The sequence below is a fragment of the Streptomyces sp. NBC_01210 genome, assembly GCF_036010325.1.
Classification (GTDB): Bacteria; Actinomycetota; Actinomycetes; order Streptomycetales; family Streptomycetaceae; genus Streptomyces.
Window position 1 is genome coordinate 829,602 of the sequence record NZ_CP108549.1, and the last position, 16,192, is coordinate 845,793.

Annotated in this window: 10 protein-coding genes; 8 read left to right on the forward strand and 2 right to left on the reverse strand. The window is 70.6% G+C overall.

The window, feature by feature from the left end; all coding sequences use genetic code 11:
• The first annotated feature begins 21 nt into the window (after positions 1–21).
• The 8 genes from OG735_RS03690 (at position 22) to OG735_RS03725 (ending at position 13,442) form a co-directional block, all read left to right on the forward strand.
• Positions 22–357 (forward strand): hypothetical protein, encoded by a 336-nt coding sequence (locus OG735_RS03690; RefSeq protein ID WP_327321677.1) that lies wholly within the window; start codon positions 22–24, stop codon positions 355–357.
• Positions 354–731: a GPW/gp25 family protein gene (locus OG735_RS03695; protein WP_327321678.1), complete on the forward strand. Its 378-nt coding sequence runs from the start codon at positions 354–356 to the stop codon at positions 729–731. The genes OG735_RS03690 and OG735_RS03695 overlap by 4 nt, the downstream gene beginning before the upstream one ends.
• Entirely contained in the window at positions 728–3,895 is a 3,168-nt protein-coding gene (locus OG735_RS03700; RefSeq protein WP_327321679.1) for a putative baseplate assembly protein, read from the forward strand. The genes OG735_RS03695 and OG735_RS03700 overlap by 4 nt, the downstream gene beginning before the upstream one ends.
• Complete coding sequence (locus OG735_RS03705) at positions 3,892–7,650, forward strand: putative baseplate assembly protein (RefSeq protein ID WP_327321680.1); 3,759 nt, start codon at positions 3,892–3,894, stop codon at positions 7,648–7,650. The genes OG735_RS03700 and OG735_RS03705 overlap by 4 nt, the downstream gene beginning before the upstream one ends.
• A complete protein-coding gene (locus OG735_RS03710; protein WP_327321681.1) occupies positions 7,647–9,842 on the forward strand; it encodes a hypothetical protein in 2,196 nt (731 codons plus the stop codon). The genes OG735_RS03705 and OG735_RS03710 overlap by 4 nt, the downstream gene beginning before the upstream one ends.
• Positions 9,843–9,902: 60 nt before the next feature.
• Positions 9,903–11,486: a DUF6519 domain-containing protein gene (locus OG735_RS03715; protein ID WP_327321682.1), complete on the forward strand. Its 1,584-nt coding sequence runs from the start codon at positions 9,903–9,905 to the stop codon at positions 11,484–11,486.
• Between the two features lie 26 nt (positions 11,487–11,512).
• Positions 11,513–12,397 carry a peptidoglycan-binding protein gene (locus OG735_RS03720; RefSeq protein ID WP_327321683.1) on the forward strand — a complete coding sequence of 295 codons (885 nt, stop codon included), beginning with the start codon at positions 11,513–11,515 and terminating at the stop codon, positions 12,395–12,397.
• 112 nt (positions 12,398–12,509) lie between these two features.
• The gene (locus tag OG735_RS03725; RefSeq protein WP_327321684.1) at positions 12,510–13,442 is read left to right on the forward strand and encodes an ornithine cyclodeaminase family protein; all 933 of its coding nucleotides are present in this window, start codon (positions 12,510–12,512) and stop codon (positions 13,440–13,442) included.
• Between the two features lie 226 nt (positions 13,443–13,668).
• Here OG735_RS03725 and OG735_RS03730 read toward each other — a convergent pair whose 3' ends face one another.
• Positions 13,669–15,909 (reverse strand): NACHT domain-containing protein, encoded by a 2,241-nt coding sequence (locus OG735_RS03730; RefSeq protein WP_327321685.1) that lies wholly within the window; start codon positions 15,907–15,909, stop codon positions 13,669–13,671.
• A complete protein-coding gene (locus OG735_RS03735; RefSeq protein ID WP_327321686.1) occupies positions 15,906–16,103 on the reverse strand; it encodes a hypothetical protein in 198 nt (65 codons plus the stop codon). The genes OG735_RS03730 and OG735_RS03735 overlap by 4 nt, the downstream gene beginning before the upstream one ends.
• Positions 16,104–16,192 lie beyond the last annotated feature (89 nt).

Below are 16,192 nucleotides of genomic sequence, written 5' to 3' on the forward strand. Positions count from 1 at the left end.
AGGGAAACGGGGAGAAACGTCTTGTCCGGGAATCTCGTGAACGGCGGGTCCGCGATCAGCTGCCCGCACGGCGGCCGGGTCGGGCCCGCCTCCGCCCTGTCGTCCGGCATCCGGATCGACGGCCATCAAGTGCCCTCCGCCGCCGCCGTCTTCACCGTCAGCGGCTGCCGCCACACGATCGAGGGCGTACCGCATCCGTGCGCCACGGTCCGCTGGACCCCGGACCGCGACAGCGTGCTGATCGACGGGGAACCCGTGCTGCTCGACAGCACCTCCGCGCTCTGCTTCAGCGCGGCGCTGCTGCCGCAAGGTCCGCCGGTCGTCGGCGCGACGACACGGGGGGTGTCCTCCCGATGAGGCGGACGAGGAGCAATATCGCCTTCCCCTTCCGGACCGACCGGCGGGGCCGTACCGCACAAGCGGCGTACGACGACCATGTGCGAGATCTGATCGAGCAGTTGCTGTTCACCAGTCCCGGCGAGCGCGTGATGCGCCCCGACTTCGGCTGCGGCCTGCTCGATCTGGTCTTCACGCCCAACAGCCCCGAGCTGGCCTCCGCGCTGGAGTTGTCGGTGCAGGCCTCGCTGCAGCGCTGGCTGGGCGAACTGATCGAGGTGGAGGCCCTGGATGTGGTGAGCGAAGAGAACGTGGTGCGGGTGTATCTGCGCTACGTGGTGCGCTCCACCGCCAGCCGGCGCGACGAGGTCTTCGAGGGGAGCGGCCCGGCATGAGCGGTACGAACAGCGACGTGGTCTGCCGTACGGACGGCAGGCGCGCGAAGATACGGGCTGTACAGCTCGGCGGCGTGGACGCGGTCGAGGTCGGTGACGACGGGCTGACGCTCACCGTCACCTTCCTCGGCAAGGCGCCCCACGGGCTGTGCCCGGAGAACATACGCATCGACGGCGGACGCCGGATCACGGAGATAGCGGCCGTCGAGGTGTCGGTCGAACGCGAGGAGGACCCGGAGCTCGACGACCGGCTGTTCGTCACGGTCGACCGGACCGGTGACACCTCTCGCTACAGGCTCTCGGTGGTCGACACGGATCCGTACGGAAGGCCCGGCACCGAGCCGTTCCCCGGCTTCGACCAGCGGTACTTCTGGGCCGAGTTCGAGTTCCGGCCGGACTGCCCCACCCCCTTCGACTGCAAGGACGAGCAGCCGGACTGCCCGCCCGTCCTCGCGCCGGCGCCCGTCATCGACTACACGGCGCGCGACTACGACACGATCCGCCGGCTGATCCTGGACCGGCTGGCACTGACCACCCCGGACTGGGTCGAGCGCAACGCCGCCGACTTGGGGACGACGCTCGTCGAACTGCTTGCCTACACCGCCGACCAGATCAGCTACCAGCAGGACGCGGTCGCGACGGAGGCGTACCTCGACACCGCCCGCAGGCGGGTGTCCGTGCGCCGTCATGTGCGGCTCATCGACTATCCGATGCACGACGGCGTCAACGCCCGCGCGTTCGTGGCGGTCGAGGTCGCGGGGGAACTGACTCTGCTGCCGGGCACGTTCCGCTTCGCCGCGGTCGACGTCCGTACGCTCGGGCCGCGCGACCGGCCCGAGATCGGTACCGTCATCGACGACCGGGATCTGGCCGTGCTGGACGAGCGCGGATCGGTGGAGGTGTTCGAGCCGGTCGTCGGCCACGATCCGCTGGTGCTGCGCCCCGAGCACAACACGATCCGCTTCTGGACCTGGGGCGACGAGGTGTGTTCGCTGCCCAAGGGCGCAGTCTCCGCGACGCTGCGGGACGAGTGGGCGGACGAGGAGTGCACGGGCAGGGCGCTCGGGCTGTCGGCCGGTGATCTGCTGCTGATCGAGGAGGTGCGGGGGGCGCGTTCCGGTACGCCTGGCGACGCCGACCCGGCCCACCGCCAGGCCGTACGCCTCATCTCCGTCACCCCGGCCGTGGACCGGCTGGCGGACCAGCCCGTCCTCGAGGTCAGCTGGGCGCCGGAGGATGCGCTCGCCTTCCCGGTCTGTCTTTCCACACGCGGCGGCCCGGACTGCGAGCCGGTCGAGGATGTGAGCGTGGCGCGCGGCAATGTCGCGCTCGTCGACCACGGCCGGTCGCTGACCTTCTGCGGCTCTGCGCCCGAGACGGTCACCGTGCCGCCCGCGCCGGCCGTCCTCGGGTCCTGCGATCCGTCGGGCTTCGGCTGCTGGGACCGCGACGAGGGAAATGAGACGGCCGATCTGATCAACACTCGTCTCCACCAGACCCGTTCGGGCGGTCTGTTGACCGCCGATCAGATACGCGAGCTGTTCACCGTCGTCGGCGAGGACGCAACCGAACGCGCCGGTCTCGGCCTGGAACTCGCGGGCCGACGGCGCGAGAAGGTCGTGCCCGGCACCGCCTATGCGCAGGCCGAGGCGCTGGCGACGCTGCTGGCGCAGGTCGTCTACCCGGGCATCCCGGCGCGCTTCCGGCCGGTGTTGCAGCGCTCCCCCGTGGTCCAGTCCGTGCCGTTCCCCGACCCGCGACACGTCTCGGCCGGGCAGGCCACGCGACTGGCGGCCGTCCGGGACCGTGTCCGGCAGCGTCTGGTGGAGCTGTGGCGCAGCGCCCGCGATTGCGACGGGCTCACCGAGCCGGAGATCGCCGAGCTGACGGTGCTGTTCGGGCTGCGGGTGCTCGAGCGTCTTGAGCTGCGACGCCACCCGGTGCGCGCGCTGCGCGAGCTGCTGCACCGCAGTGAGCGGCTGCTGACCGCGAAGCTGCGGCGGCTCGACGTACTGTCGGCGCGGGCGCGCGCGGGCGCGGTACTCGACGCGGGCATCGCCTGGGAGATCGCGCACACCTGGGGCCCTGAGTACGCGGCCGGGCTGCACCCGGACGAGCCGGTGCTGCGCGGTCCTGCCGCAGCGCTCGTACAGGACCCGCGGGCCGCGCTGCCCGCGGTGACCTTGACGGACGACGACGAGCGGTGGACCCCGAAGCGGGATCTGCTGGGCAGCGGTCCGCGGGAGCGGCACTTCGTCGGCGAGCTGGAGGACGACGGCCGGATCGCGCTGCGCTTCGGCGACGGACGGCACGGCGCGCGCCCGCACCCCGGCGCCAGGCTGGAGCTGCACTACCGCCTCGGCGGCGGCACGGCGGGCAACGTCGGCGCGGAGGCCATCAACCATCTGGTGCTGTGCCGCGATCCGCAGGAGTCGGACGCCGGGGACCCGATGCCGGTGGCGGGGGTGCGCAATCCGCTGCCCGCAGTCGGCGGAACCGAGCCCGAACCCGTCGAGCAGGTACGCCAGTTGGCCCCGCTCGACCTGAAGCGCACTCGGCTGCGCGCCGTCACCGCCGAGGACTACGCGGCGCTGGCGTCGAAGCTCCCGGGCGTGCAGCGCGCGGCCGCCGAGATCCGCTGGACCGGCAGCGTGCGGGAGGCGCATGTCGCCGTCGACGCGCTGGGATCCGGTGATCCCTCTCCCGAACTGCTCGACTCGGTGTCGTACGCCCTGGAGAGCTACCGCCGGATCGGGCACGACCTGGTCGTGGGACCGGCCAGGTCGGTGCCGCTGGACATCGCGCTCACGGTGTGCGCCGCACCCGGCCATCAGCACGGCCAGATCCTCGCCGAGCTGTACCGGCTGCTGGGCAGTCGGCGGCTGTCCGGCGGACGGATCGGCTTCTTCCACCCCGACGCGCTGAGCTTCGGCGGACCGGTACGGCTCAGCCGTCTGGTGGCCGCTGCCGCCGGCGTACAGGGCGTGGAGAGCGTACGAGTGACCCGGCTGAGCCGGCTTTTCCACGAGGACCCACTCGACCACACGGCACTGGAGGCAGGCGTGCTGCGGCTCGGCCCGCTGGAGATCGCGCGATGCGACAACGACCCGGACCGGCCCGAGAACGGCCGGCTGACCATCGAGCTCGGCGGAGGTGCGCGATGAGTGGCACCTGCGGCTGCGGCTGCGCCGGACATGACGAACGCTACGCACCCAAGGCCCTGTACAACGCGCCGGGCCACACTGCCCTGAACCACCGGGTGGGCGAGTACGGCTCGTTCCTGGCGGCCATGCTCGACCGTCTCGCCTCCCCCGCCTATCCGGCGCTGCGCGGGCTGACCGTCCGCACCCCGGACGACCCGTCGATCGGCCTGCTGGACTCGTGGGCGGTCGTCGGCGACCTGCTCACCTTCCACTCCGAGCGCATCGCCGACGAGGGCTATCTGCGTACCGCCAACGAACACCGCTCACTGGCGCTGCTCGGGCGGCTGGTGGGACACCGGCCACGGCCCGGTATCGCGGCCGACACGCATCTCGCGTACACGCTGGACCGGGATCCGCGGGCCGAGGACGTACCGGTGCTGATTCCGCGCGGTGCGCGCAGCAACAGCGTGCCCACCACCTCCGACGAGGAGTCGCAGGCCTTCGAGACCAGTGAGGACCTGATCGCCCGCTGGGCGTGGAACGAGCCGGCGGTGCGTCGGCGCCGGCCTGCCCTGCTCACGCCCGACGATCTGCGCAAGCGGTCCGAGATCTTCGTCTCCGGCACCGACACCTCGCTGCAGACCGGGGACAAGCTGCTGTTCGTCTTCGGCGGGGACCAAGAGGCGGGCGGGCAGCGGCTGTTGCTGCCGGTGGCGCGTATCCGGATCGACCGGGACGACGAGGTGACGGCCATCGGGCTGCCGCAGTCCGCGCCGGCGTCGCTGACCGAGCTGGTGGCGGAGCTCCGCGAGTGGATCACCGAGGACGAACGGGAGGTCGAGGAGGGCGAGGCGACGCCCGACAACCCCAACCCGCGTCCAGTCAGCATGATCATCGCGGAGTTCGACGCCCAGGTGCTGGCGCCGCTGCGCGCCGATCTGGACGGGATCAAGACCCCGGCACAGTTCACCCGGCGGCTTGCCGATCCGCATGACCGCCTCGCGGAGGCGCAGGCCGTCGCCGCTCCGTACGAGGAAGTCGCCGCCTGGTTCGAGCAGTTGGAGGCGGTGGTCGGTGAGCTGAGGGAGCGGGCAGCCGATCTGGAGCCCTCGCAGCCTGTCACTCCCACATCGGCCGCTGTGGCGCACTCTCCGGCCATGCGGGCGCTCGGCGCCGTCCTGCCGGCGCTGCGCACCCGGGTCGTACGTCCGCCGTCCGGCGCCCGCGCGCTGTCGCACGATCCGGGCCGGTACTTCACGCCCGGCTCCGACCTCGGCGCGCAGCTGCTGTCCGCGCTGGATCCGAGGGTCGCCGACGGGATGTACGCGGCGTGGCGGCAGGCCGCTCCGGCCGTGCCCGCCCTGCTGCGCGAACTGCAGTCGATGCGCGTGACCGCGGCGCCCTTCGGGGCGACGGCGCCGCTCAAGCCCGTACAGGACGAGCGTGGCCGGGTCATCCGGCAGGTGGACTGGCCGCTCACCGGCTCCGCACTGACCACCATGCGGGTCGTGTTCGACACGGCGGGCCGGGTGCCGGTGCGCGCGGAGTTCCAGCACACCGAGACGGGCGACTCGGTGCAGCGGTCGGAGAATCTGCCCGGCGGGATCACGTTCGGCCTCGGGCCCGGCCGGGTCTCGCTGCAGACCCGTGCGGGTCAGGACCACGATCTGAGCTGGCTGACCAGGCGCCCTGCGGACTCCCAGGAGCCTGGTGTGACCGCCCAGTTCTTCTCCGGGCTTCCCGAGCGGACCGTCTTCGTGTCCCGCCCTGCCGAGGACGGGCGAGTGCATGTGGCCGTGCACAACGGCGAACCGGTCAACTGGCTGCTGTCGCCCGGCGAGCACAAGCAGGTCACCCACGGCGGGTTCGAGGTGACCGTGCGGTACACGGTCGGCACCGAGCCGGCGAATGTCGAGGTCGGCATTGCGACCGTACCGGAGCAGGCGAACCGTCGTGTCCTGCCGCTCGACTCCGTGCAGGACGGGATCACCGTCGGCAGCTGGGTCGCGATCGAGCGCCCCCGTAAGGGCGCGGCTGATCCGGACGGGATCCCGGGTGACAGCAAGCTCGCCTTCGTGACCACCCGGGTCACCTCGGTGCGCACCGCCGCGTACACCAACTACGGCATCACGGGGCGCGGCAGCGAGCTCACGCTCGCCGATCCGTGGCTCGACGAGCACGACGTCCTGCTCTCGGCGATCCGTGACACCACCGTGCACGCGGGCGGTGTGGCGCTGCGCCCGGCCGACGAGCCGCTGGGCGAGGATGTGCACGGCAATGAGCTCGAACTGGCCGAGCTGTACGACGGGTTGCGGCCCGGACGCCATCTGGTGGTGTCGGGCGAGCGCACCCACATCCCGAACACGGCCGGCCTGCGTGGCACGGAACTGGCGGTGATCGCTTCGGTGGAGCAGCAGCTCGACCCGCAGTTGCCCGGCGACCATGTCCATACGAAGCTGACGCTCACCACGGACCTGGCCTATCGCTACCGCCGTGACACGGTCCGCATCCAGGGCAATGTGGTGCCCGCGACGCACGGCGAGAGCCGGGACGAGCCGATCGGCAGCGGCGACGCCGACCGGACCAACCAGACGTTCACGCTGTGGCAGTCGCCGCTGACTTGGCTGCCTGCCGACAACCCGCTGGGGGCGACTCCGACCCTGGAGGTGCGCGTGGACGGGCTGTTGTGGCATGCGGTGGACAGCCTGGCCGGACACCGACCGCGTGAGCGGGTCTATGTCTCCGGGACGGCCGGGGACGGGCGTACCACGGTGGTCTTCGGCGACGGTGTGCACGGCGCGCGGCTGCCCACCGGACACGAGAACGTCCGGGCCCGGTACCGCTTCGGCACCGGAAAGGCAGCCAACGTCCGGGCGGAGCGCATCACTCAGGCGATCACCAGGCCGCTGGGCGTCACCGCGGTCACCAATCCGCAGCCCGCCACGGGCGGTGCGGACGCCGACGGTCCCGGCCTGACCCGGCGCACGATCCCGCTCGCGGTGTCCGCGCTCGACCGGCTCGTGTCCGTCACGGACTACGAGGACTTCGCTCGTTCGCGGGCGGGCATCGGCCGGGCAGCGGCACGCGAGATATTCGACGGAAGGCGGCGCGTGCTGCATGTGACCGTCGCCGGAGTGGACGACATCGCGATTGCCGACGACTCCGAGGTGCTGCGTGCGCTGCGCTCCTCGCTCGCCGAGTACGGAGACTCGCGGCTTCCGGTCCGGGTCGATGTGCGCGAGCTGGTGCTGCTGCTGCTCGCGGCGAAGGTGAAGGTCGCCCGCGACCACACCTGGGCGGTGGTCGAGCCGAGGCTGCGGCAGGCGCTGCTGCGTGAATTCGGCAGCGGGCGACGGGAGTTGGGCCGTCCCGCACTGCTGTCCGACGTCCTGGCGACGGCCCACTCGGTGCCCGGTGTGGACTATGTCGACGTGGACGTCTTCACGGGGGTGCCGGCGTCCGTCACTGCTGACGGGCTGACCGGGCTCGCGGAAGCCCTCACCGAGCCGCGGACCGCGGTCGGGGCCCGGCTCGCCGAGTACGACGAGGACGTGCACCGGGTCACCGCCGAGGCCGGCGAGACGCTCACCGAGATCGCCGCCGGATACGGCATTTCGCTCGCCGAACTGCTGCGTCTGAACCCGGACATCACCGATACCCGGCGGCTCGGGAAGGGACGGGCGGTGTGCGTCTTCCGAGGCATCCGGCCGGCCCAGCTCGCCCTGTTGTCACCGCATGTCGCGGACACGCTGATTCTCACGGAGGTCACCGCATGAGCAGGGAACCGGACGGGCTCGCGAAGCTGCTCCCGCAGTGGCACCGTCTGCGGGACGCCGATGGCGGTGAGCCGCTGCGCGCACTGCTGGCGGTGATCGCCGAGCAGGCCGACCTGGTGCGGGACGGCGTCGAGCAGAACTACGAGGACTGGTTCGTGGAAACCGCGGCGCCCTGGGTGCTGCCGTATCTCGGCGATCTGGTCGGCTACAAACCACTGCCGGGCTACGAACGCGTGCAGGCGAAGGGGCTTCAGGGTGAGGACGGAGACGAATCGCGCGGCCGTCTCGCCGAGGCTCTCGCGCCGCGTCGCGATGTCGCCGCGACCGTCGCCAACCGGCGGCGCAAGGGCACTCTCGCGCTGCTGGAGGAGCTGGCCGAGGAGGTCTCCGGGTGGCCTTCGCGGGCCGTGGAGTTCTCCCGGCTCGTCTCCCACCAGCAGCCGGTCAAGCTGTACGGATCGGGGACCGAGGCCGTCAACGCGCGCCGGCTCGAGCGCGGACGGCTCGTCGACGTGCGGGAAGGGGCGGCGCTGGATCTGGCAGGCGGTCCCTTCGGTACGGTCGCGCAGACGGTGAATGTACGGCGGGCCGGTTCGGCGCGTACGCAGGGCGGCTACTCCCCGGCCGGGGTGGGGCTGTTCGTATGGCGGCTGAAGCCGTATCACGTGACCGGAGCGCCCGCGTACTGCGTCGACCGGGCCCGTAACCTCTACACCTTCTCGATTCTGGGCAATGACTCGCCGCTGGTGACCAAGCCGGTGCCGGAGCCGTCGGCGACCCACATCGCGACGATCGACAATGTCCCCGCGTACATCCGGCGCAGGCAGCTCGCCGACCGGCTCGCGGACTACTACGGGCCCGGCAAGAGCTTCACGATCCTGCGCGACGGGCAGGACGAGCCGATGCCGCTGTCGGACATCGTGGTGGCGGATCTGACGGACTGGCGCTACCGCCCCAAGCGCGGGCAGGTGGCCGTCGACCCGGCGCTGGGTCGCATCGCCTTCGGCTCGCGCTCGGCGCCGCGGCAGGGCGTCTGGGTCACCTACCACTACGCGTTCGGGGACGACTCGGGCGGCGGCGAGTACCCGCGCGACCGTGAGACGCCGGTGGCGGCGAAGCTGTATCAGGTCGGTCCGGGACATACGTATCAGCGGATCATGGACGCGTACAACGACTGGCGCACCGACCGGCGGGCGGGGCGCTGCGGGCCCGACGGCATCATCGAGATCACCCACAGCGGCGCCTACCAGGAGCAGCTGGACTTCGACCTGGATCCCGGCGACCGTCTGGAAGTGCGCGCGGCCGAGGGCACGCGGCCGGTGATCCGGCTGCTCGACTGGTACAGCAACCGGCCCGACGCGCTCAACATCCGTGCGCAGGAGGAATGCGAGGGTGACGCACCGCGCATCGTGCTGGACGGTCTGCTGATCACCGGACGCGGACTCAATGTCACCGGGCCGGTCGGTGCTGTGGTGCTGCGGCACTGCACGCTCGTACCGGGCTGGTCGCTGGAGCCCCAGTGCGAGCCGCACTCCCCCGAGGAGCCGAGCCTGGTCCTGGACCGGACCACCGCGTGCGTGTCCATCGAGCGCAGCATCCTCGGCACCATCGAGGTGATCGGCGACGAGGTCAACCACGATCCGCTGCCCATCCACATCCGGGACAGCATTCTGGACGCCACAGGACACGAGCTGCCGGCGTTGTCGGCGCCGGACTGCCGCCATGCGCACGCCGTGCTGCACGCGCACCGCACCACCGTCATCGGCGAGGTCCACACCCATGCGGTGGAGATCGCCGAGAACAGCGTCTTCACCGGGCGGATGCAGGTCGTCCGGCGGGGCATCGGCTGTATGCGGTTCTCGTATGTGCCGCCCCTCTCGCGCACTCCGCGCCGTCACCGCTGCCTGCCGGATCTGGTGGGCCGTGAGAACGCGCAGATGGTCCGGCCGCTGTTCACCAGTGAGCGGTACGGCACCCCCGCGTACGGGCAGTTGGCCGCGGGGTGCGCGCAAGCCCGGAGGTCTGAGGGTTGTCCCTCAGATAGTTGCTGCTGCGGGCGCGGTGCCGAGGACGGCTCCGAGATGGGCGCCTTCCACGATCTCTACCAGCCGCAGCGCGAGGACAGCCTGCGGGCCCGGCTCGCCGAGTACACCCCGGCCGGTACCGACGCCGGGATCATCCCCGTCACCTGACACGACTTTTCACCGACTGCCGAACGACGACTGCCGAACTTCCGAGGGGGACCCCTTCCCATGCACGCAGACATCTCCCGCATCACCTTCCGGCCGGACCGGCACTACTCGGCGGTGATCGCACAGCAGGGCCGAGTACAGCTGGACGCGGATGCCAATGAGCAGGCCGCGATCCAGCTGGTCCAGGCTCGTACGACCGCTGCCGACCTGATCGGGCAGCACGGCGGCCCGCGCGGCGCCACCGGCTTCGCGCTGGGTTTCGTGGGCGGCGGCCGGGAACTTGACGATCTGTCCATCGGCGGCGGCCGTTACTACGTGGACGGCATCCTGCTGGATGCGGCACGTCCGCAGCCCGGAGCGCGGGTCGTCGACGACGGGCACACGGCCGAGGATGGCGACACGGACGCGCCCGCCGAGGCACAGCCGCCGGCCACCTGGACGTACTGGGACCAGCCGGACGGTCACCGGGACCCGGAGCGCCCCGGTGACCGGCTGCCGACCCAGTTTCCGTATCTCGCCTATCTGAAGGTGTGGGAGCGCTCGGTCACCGCGGCAGAGGACCCGCTGCTGCGGGAGGTGGCGCTGGGTTCCGCGATGCCCGACACGGCGGCCCGGCTGAAGGTCGTCTGGCAGGTGCTGCCGCTGGCCGGCTCGCAGCTGGAGCTCGAGGACGGGGCGACCAAGGACCAGGCCCGCGCGGCGTTCGCGAAGTGGGCCGCGGCCCAGGCGCCGACCGCTCGGATGGCGGTGCGCAGCGAGCGTCCCGAGCACGCGGACGAGGACCCGTGCCTGGTGAAGCCGGACGCCCGGTACCGGGGCCAGGAGAACCAGATGTACCGGGTGGAGATCCACGAGGGCGGTGCGGCGAAGGACGCGACCTTCAAATGGTCCCGGGAGAACGGCTCGGTGACCTTCCCTGTCGACGAACTCGACGGCACATGGGTGGAGTTGGCCTCACTCGGCAGTGACGACAAGCTCGATCTGAACGTAGGCGACCTGGTCGAGTTCGTGGACACCGCCTACACCAGCCGCGGTGAGCCGCTGCCGCTGCTGCGGGTGGAGGAGGTCGACCTGCCGGGCCGCCGGGTGCGGCTCTCCGGCGAGCCGGATCCTTCGGTCGGCAGGCGCCCCGGACTCCACCCGTTCCTGCGGCGCTGGGACCACCGGTCAGGTTCGTCCCGGCACACGAGTGGCGCCGGGCGTACGAAGCAGGGCGCATCGAAACTGCGCAACGGCGCGGTCCGGATCGAGGAGGGCGGCTGGCTGCCGCTGGAGGACGGGGTTCTCGTCTACTTCGAGCCGGGCAGGACGTATCGGCCCGGTGACTTCTGGACCGTTCCGGCGCGTACGGCGACGGGCGATGTCGAGTGGCCCACGGATGCGGCGCGCCGGCCGCTGCTGAGGGCCCCGGCCGGGATTCAGGTGCACTACGCGCCGTTGGCCTGGGTGCTGGGCGAAGGTTCGGTCGCCGATCTGCGGATGACGTTCGGGCCGCTGGCGGCCGTGATCCCGGCCGCGGACGAGGAGGCACTGGCGGCGGAGGCCTCGGCCGAGGCGGAGGCCGCGGCGGCCGAGACTGCTGCGGCGGCCGGTTCGGGCGCGCAGACGGCGGGGCAGGACGACGAGGGACAGCCCGAGAACTGACGTACCAACCGGGAAGGAGCACCACGATGGCAACGCCTCTGTCCGCCGACAAACTGCTCAAGGCCCTTCGCAACGAAGGGCTTCAGGTCGTCGAGCACCGTAGCTGGCGCACACACAACCGCAACCACAAGGGTCCGTGGGGGCCCATGCACGGGGTGATGATCCATCACACCGTGACCGCTGGCACCCAGAACTCCGTGGACATCTGCTACGACGGCCACTCGAGTCTGCCGGGGCCGCTGTGCCACGGGGTGATAGCCAAGGACGGCACCATCCACATGGTCGGCAACGGGCGCGCCAACCACGCCGGGCTCGGCGACGACGACGTCCTGCGCGCGGTGATCAACGAAACGGCGCTGCCCGGCGACAACGAGGCCAACACCGACGGCAATCGCTACTTCTACGGCTTCGAGTGCGTCAACCTCGGCAATGGCACGGACCCGTGGCCTGCGGCCCAGCTGGAGGCCATCGAGAAGGCGGCGGCCGCGATCTGCCGCGCGCACGGCTGGACGTACCGGTCGGTGATCGGGCACAAGGAGTGGCAGCCGGGGAAGATCGACCCCCGCGGCTTCACGATGGACTCGATGCGCGGCCGGATCAAGGCGCGTCTGGCCGGTAAGCCGGGCGGCCCGACCAAGCCGCCGGCGCCGAAGCCCCCGGCGACGTTCGAGCCGTTCCCGGGCGCCGCGTTCTTCCAGGCCGGACGGCACAGTCCCATCATCACGGCGATGGGAAAGAGACTGGTGGCCGAGGGCTGCGGGCGGTACGAAGTGGGCCCGAGCCCGGACTGGTCGGAAGCGGACCGCAAGTCGTACGCCGCATGGCAGCGCAAGCTGGGCTTCTCGGGGAGCGACGCCGACGGCATCCCGGGAAAGTCGAGCTGGGACAGACTCAAGGTGCCCAACGTCTGACCGCGCCCTGTACGACGTCGGCCGGACGGCTCTCCTTGGACGAGGGCCGCCCGGCCGCTGCGTGCCCTGTAGCGTTTCGCGCGAGGATGATCGGCTTCCGGCTGGAGGGCATATGGGCAAGGACGCGATCGTGGTCATCGGAGCCGGCGAGGTGCGTGCGGCCCTGCCCATGGCAGCGGCGATCACCGCGCTCCAGGACGCGCTGCGCAACGGGCTCGACCCGGAGGCCGATCCCGCCCGCACCGTGGTCCCGGTCGAGCATGGGCAGCTGCTGCTGATGCCGTCGCACTCCCGCCGCTACGCCGGCGTCAAGATCGCCACGGTGGCGCCGGGCAACCCCGCCATCGGGCTGCCTCGCATCCAGGGCAACTACCTGCTGCTGGACGCAGCGACGCTCGGCCCGCTGGCCGTTCTCGACGGAGTCGCGCTGACCGCCGTCCGTACCGCGGCAGTCTCGGCGGCCGCCGCCGATCTTCTCGCCGTACCGGACGCCGAGCGTCTCGTCGTCTTCGGCACCGGACCGCAGGCGCACAGTCATATCGAGGCGCTGCGTGCTGTCCGTCCGGTCCGGCACATCACAGTGGTCGGCCGCGACCTCGACCGGCTCGCCGGCTTCCTTCAGCAGTACGGGGATTCGGATCCTGTGGTGGAAGCGGGCACGGCGGACGCGGTGTCGCAGGCGGATCTGGTCGCCTGCTGCACCACCGCGCGCACTCCGCTGTTCGACGGGTCGGCCCTGTCCGCGCACGCGACCGTCGTCGCTGTCGGCTCCCACGAACCTGATGCCCGCGAGGTCGATGACGAGACGGTGTGCCGCTCGACGGTGGTCGTCGAGGCGCGGGGCGCGGCACTGCACGAGGCGGGCGACGTCATTCTGGCCATCGGCTCCGGAGCGCTGGAAGCCGATTCCCTCGTCGGCCTCGCGGACCTCGCCCGCGGCACTGTCACGACCGAAGCGTCCCGCCCCCGGCTCTTCAAGAGCGTCGGCATGGCCTGGGAGGATCTGGTTGTCGCCGGTGTCGCCTACGAGGCGCACATCGGCTAGGACCCATGCCGTTGCGTTGGATCCGGGCTGACGCTGCTGTCCGGTGCGGTTGCGGGTGCGGGTCGGCCCAAACTGGGGTTTTCACGCCGGGCAGGACCTCCATGAGCAGGTCCGGTCGAAGAGCCCGTCGCGCCGACAGCCCGCCAGCAGACCAACTCCGCTTCGGGCTGCCGCGGCCGGCAATGCCCCCGGCTCGCCGTCACGCTGCACATCGGCAGACCGCGGTTCAAACGGGGTGTTGGTTGCGCTGTTCCTCATAGACCTCGCCCAGGCGATCCCGGAGCCGCGCATGGCGGAACTGGTGGACCGCGCCGGCCTGGCGCAGCACGCCTCGCTGGTAGGCGTCGTCCAGGAAAGCGTTCACTGCCCACGGCAGTCGCCCCGTCAGGGGCAGCCAGATGCGGGCCAGGAGCACCCATCGGCCCCAAGCTGTCAAAGTGCCGACCCCGAGCGGGACCGCAAGCCCGGCCGCGATCCCGGTCGAGAGCCCGAATACGAATCCGTTGACGAGCCCGATCGTGATCCCGTACCCGAGCCCGATCACGAGCCCGACCGCGAGCAGTTGGGTGAGCACGGTGGTGCGGTTGGTGTGCAACAGCGCCGACGGGCTGACGGAGGTTTTTCTCTCGATGACAGCCTCGAGCGCGGCCATGAGCGCGAGCGTGAGTCCGACCGCGAGCCCGAGCCCGATCCCGATCAGGAACCCATGCCCGAATACCAGCGCGATCGCGAGCCGGGGATAACCCAGAAGAACCCAATAGGCCGCGAGTCCGATGCCGAACACGACTCCGAATACCAGGCCACCCGCGAGCCCGCCCCGAACTCTGGGGAGGAAGCTCTCCCGCACCTTCTTTGTCCCGCCGCGGATCTGGATGTGCATGCGCGACGGCTCGAACACCGGGCCGCCGACCTTGAGCTTCGCGGCGAATCCCTGTATGAACCCGAAAGTCAGCCCGATCCCGAGCGCGTTCACAGGAATGTCCACGACTCCCTCACTGAGCCACCACGCGGGCCCGTACACGAGCCCGACCGTGGCCCCGTACACGATCCCGATCATGAGCCCGGACAGAATTCCGATGGTGACCCCGACCACGAGCATCTGTGAGGAGAGATTCATGCTGGTTCCCAGCCGCCACCATTCCATGTCATGTGTCTTGAGTTGTCTCAGGTGCGCGGCGAGGTAGCCGAGCCAGTGCCGGGCGAGTTCAGGGTCCCAGCGCCGCTGTTCCGCCGCGGTTCGGTTGCTGAGAAAGCGCGCGTATACGGTGGGGATGAAGTTGTCCAGGAGATGGTCTTCAAGGGCTTTTCGGGTGCCCAGCTCGATGTCCAGCAGCTCCGACGGGTTGCGCTCGGATTCGTAGACGGTGCGGGTAAGAGTGACCATCAGAGGGGTTGTCAGCACGGCGGCGAGATTCGCGCTGGCCGGTGTGTGGGGATGGCAGCGCAACTCGCTCAGGACGTACTGCCACCCGGTCGGGGTGGTGGTGTCCGTGCCGTCGGAGAGGGTCGTATGGGTGGCGCACTGGAGGTAGTTGACGGAGTCGTCCAGGGTGAGGTCGCTCAATTCGATACCGACGGCGGAGGGAACAACCTTGGTTGCCTTCACGGCGGCTTCGAGTTCGGCGTGGCGACTGGTCACCAGCAGCGGCAGGGTGGTGGCGTTGAGTGCTCTCAGCGCGGGTCCGCCCAGGCCGTTGGCGATCTCGTCGAACCCGTCCAGGATCGGTAGGACGTAGCCGGCACCGACCAGCGCGGCGGCCCACGTCGATCCGTTCGGGCTGGGTCCGGCCAGAAAGGGCTGGTCCCGCTCCAACTGGCTGATCAACCAGTCCCGCAGTGGGGTGGTGGTGGGATTCCACGATCCGAAGCTGAAGATCACCGGTACCGGTGCTGTGTCGGTTGGAGTGCGCGCTTTCAGCCGGGCCAGTGCGAAACGGAGGATCAGGATACTCTTCCCCGAGCCCGCCCTGCCCAGCACCATCAGCCAGCCGGACTCTGCCCGCTCGTGGACGGCCGCGATCTCATCCAGCTGACCGGCCAGGTCCAGCGGGGGAGCATCCGTCGCCTCGGCCGGGGCGTTGCCGATGCTGTCCCGGCGGCCGGGCGTCTTCGGTAGTGCCAGTTGCCAGTGCACAGGCAGCGGGCGTGGATCCCGTAGCCGCTGTTGTTCCTCCTCACGCTGCAGGCGGTCGCTGACCTTCTGCGCGAGCAGACAGGCCTTGTCGACCAGCGCATCCTCGACAGGGCTACGCCTGGCGCGGACCGCCTTCACAAGCCGATCGGCCATCTCGGCCAGCGTGTCCTCGGCGGATATCCCTCCGGCGCTGATGAGCACGTTGACCGTGTTGTCGCCGGTGCTCGCGATGCCCGAGTTGGCACCTTCAATCCTGATCGACCGGTCCCCGCCCGGCTGGTCAGGGGTATGCGCACCGGCATCCGGCTCCTGGGGACCGGGCCCGGCGCTCACTGGTGCAGGGTGTTCGTCGCGCCCTCGTCGGTCGAGATGATCCCGGAGTTGTCTCCGCCGACGGCGACGCTGCGAGCACCGCCGGCCTGGACGGCCGGACGCTCCCGCAGCAGCTCCGACAGTTCAGCGGCGAGCTCCGGGGTGTCCCTAACTGCCGGCACGACTTGGCCGCGCAATAAGTCGATGTCGGGCACAGGTGATCCTCCTGTCGCGCACCGCGAATTCAGGGGTTCATCGTAGCCAGACCGGCACCTTCGATCAGCGGTTCGGCCACGAAATTGAT

Excerpts from the sequence above, each read along its gene's own strand:
- OG735_RS03715 (WP_327321682.1), top strand. The coding sequence starts at position 9,903 with ATGCACGCAGACATCTCCCGCATCACCTTCCGGCCGGACCGGCACTAC.
- OG735_RS03700 (WP_327321679.1), top strand. The coding sequence starts at position 728 with ATGAGCGGTACGAACAGCGACGTGGTCTGCCGTACGGACGGCAGGCGC.
- OG735_RS03710 (WP_327321681.1), top strand. The coding sequence starts at position 7,647 with ATGAGCAGGGAACCGGACGGGCTCGCGAAGCTGCTCCCGCAGTGGCAC.
- OG735_RS03720 (WP_327321683.1), top strand. The coding sequence starts at position 11,513 with ATGGCAACGCCTCTGTCCGCCGACAAACTGCTCAAGGCCCTTCGCAAC.
- OG735_RS03725 (WP_327321684.1), top strand. The coding sequence starts at position 12,510 with ATGGGCAAGGACGCGATCGTGGTCATCGGAGCCGGCGAGGTGCGTGCG.
- OG735_RS03705 (WP_327321680.1), top strand. The coding sequence starts at position 3,892 with ATGAGTGGCACCTGCGGCTGCGGCTGCGCCGGACATGACGAACGCTAC.
- OG735_RS03695 (WP_327321678.1), top strand. The coding sequence starts at position 354 with ATGAGGCGGACGAGGAGCAATATCGCCTTCCCCTTCCGGACCGACCGG.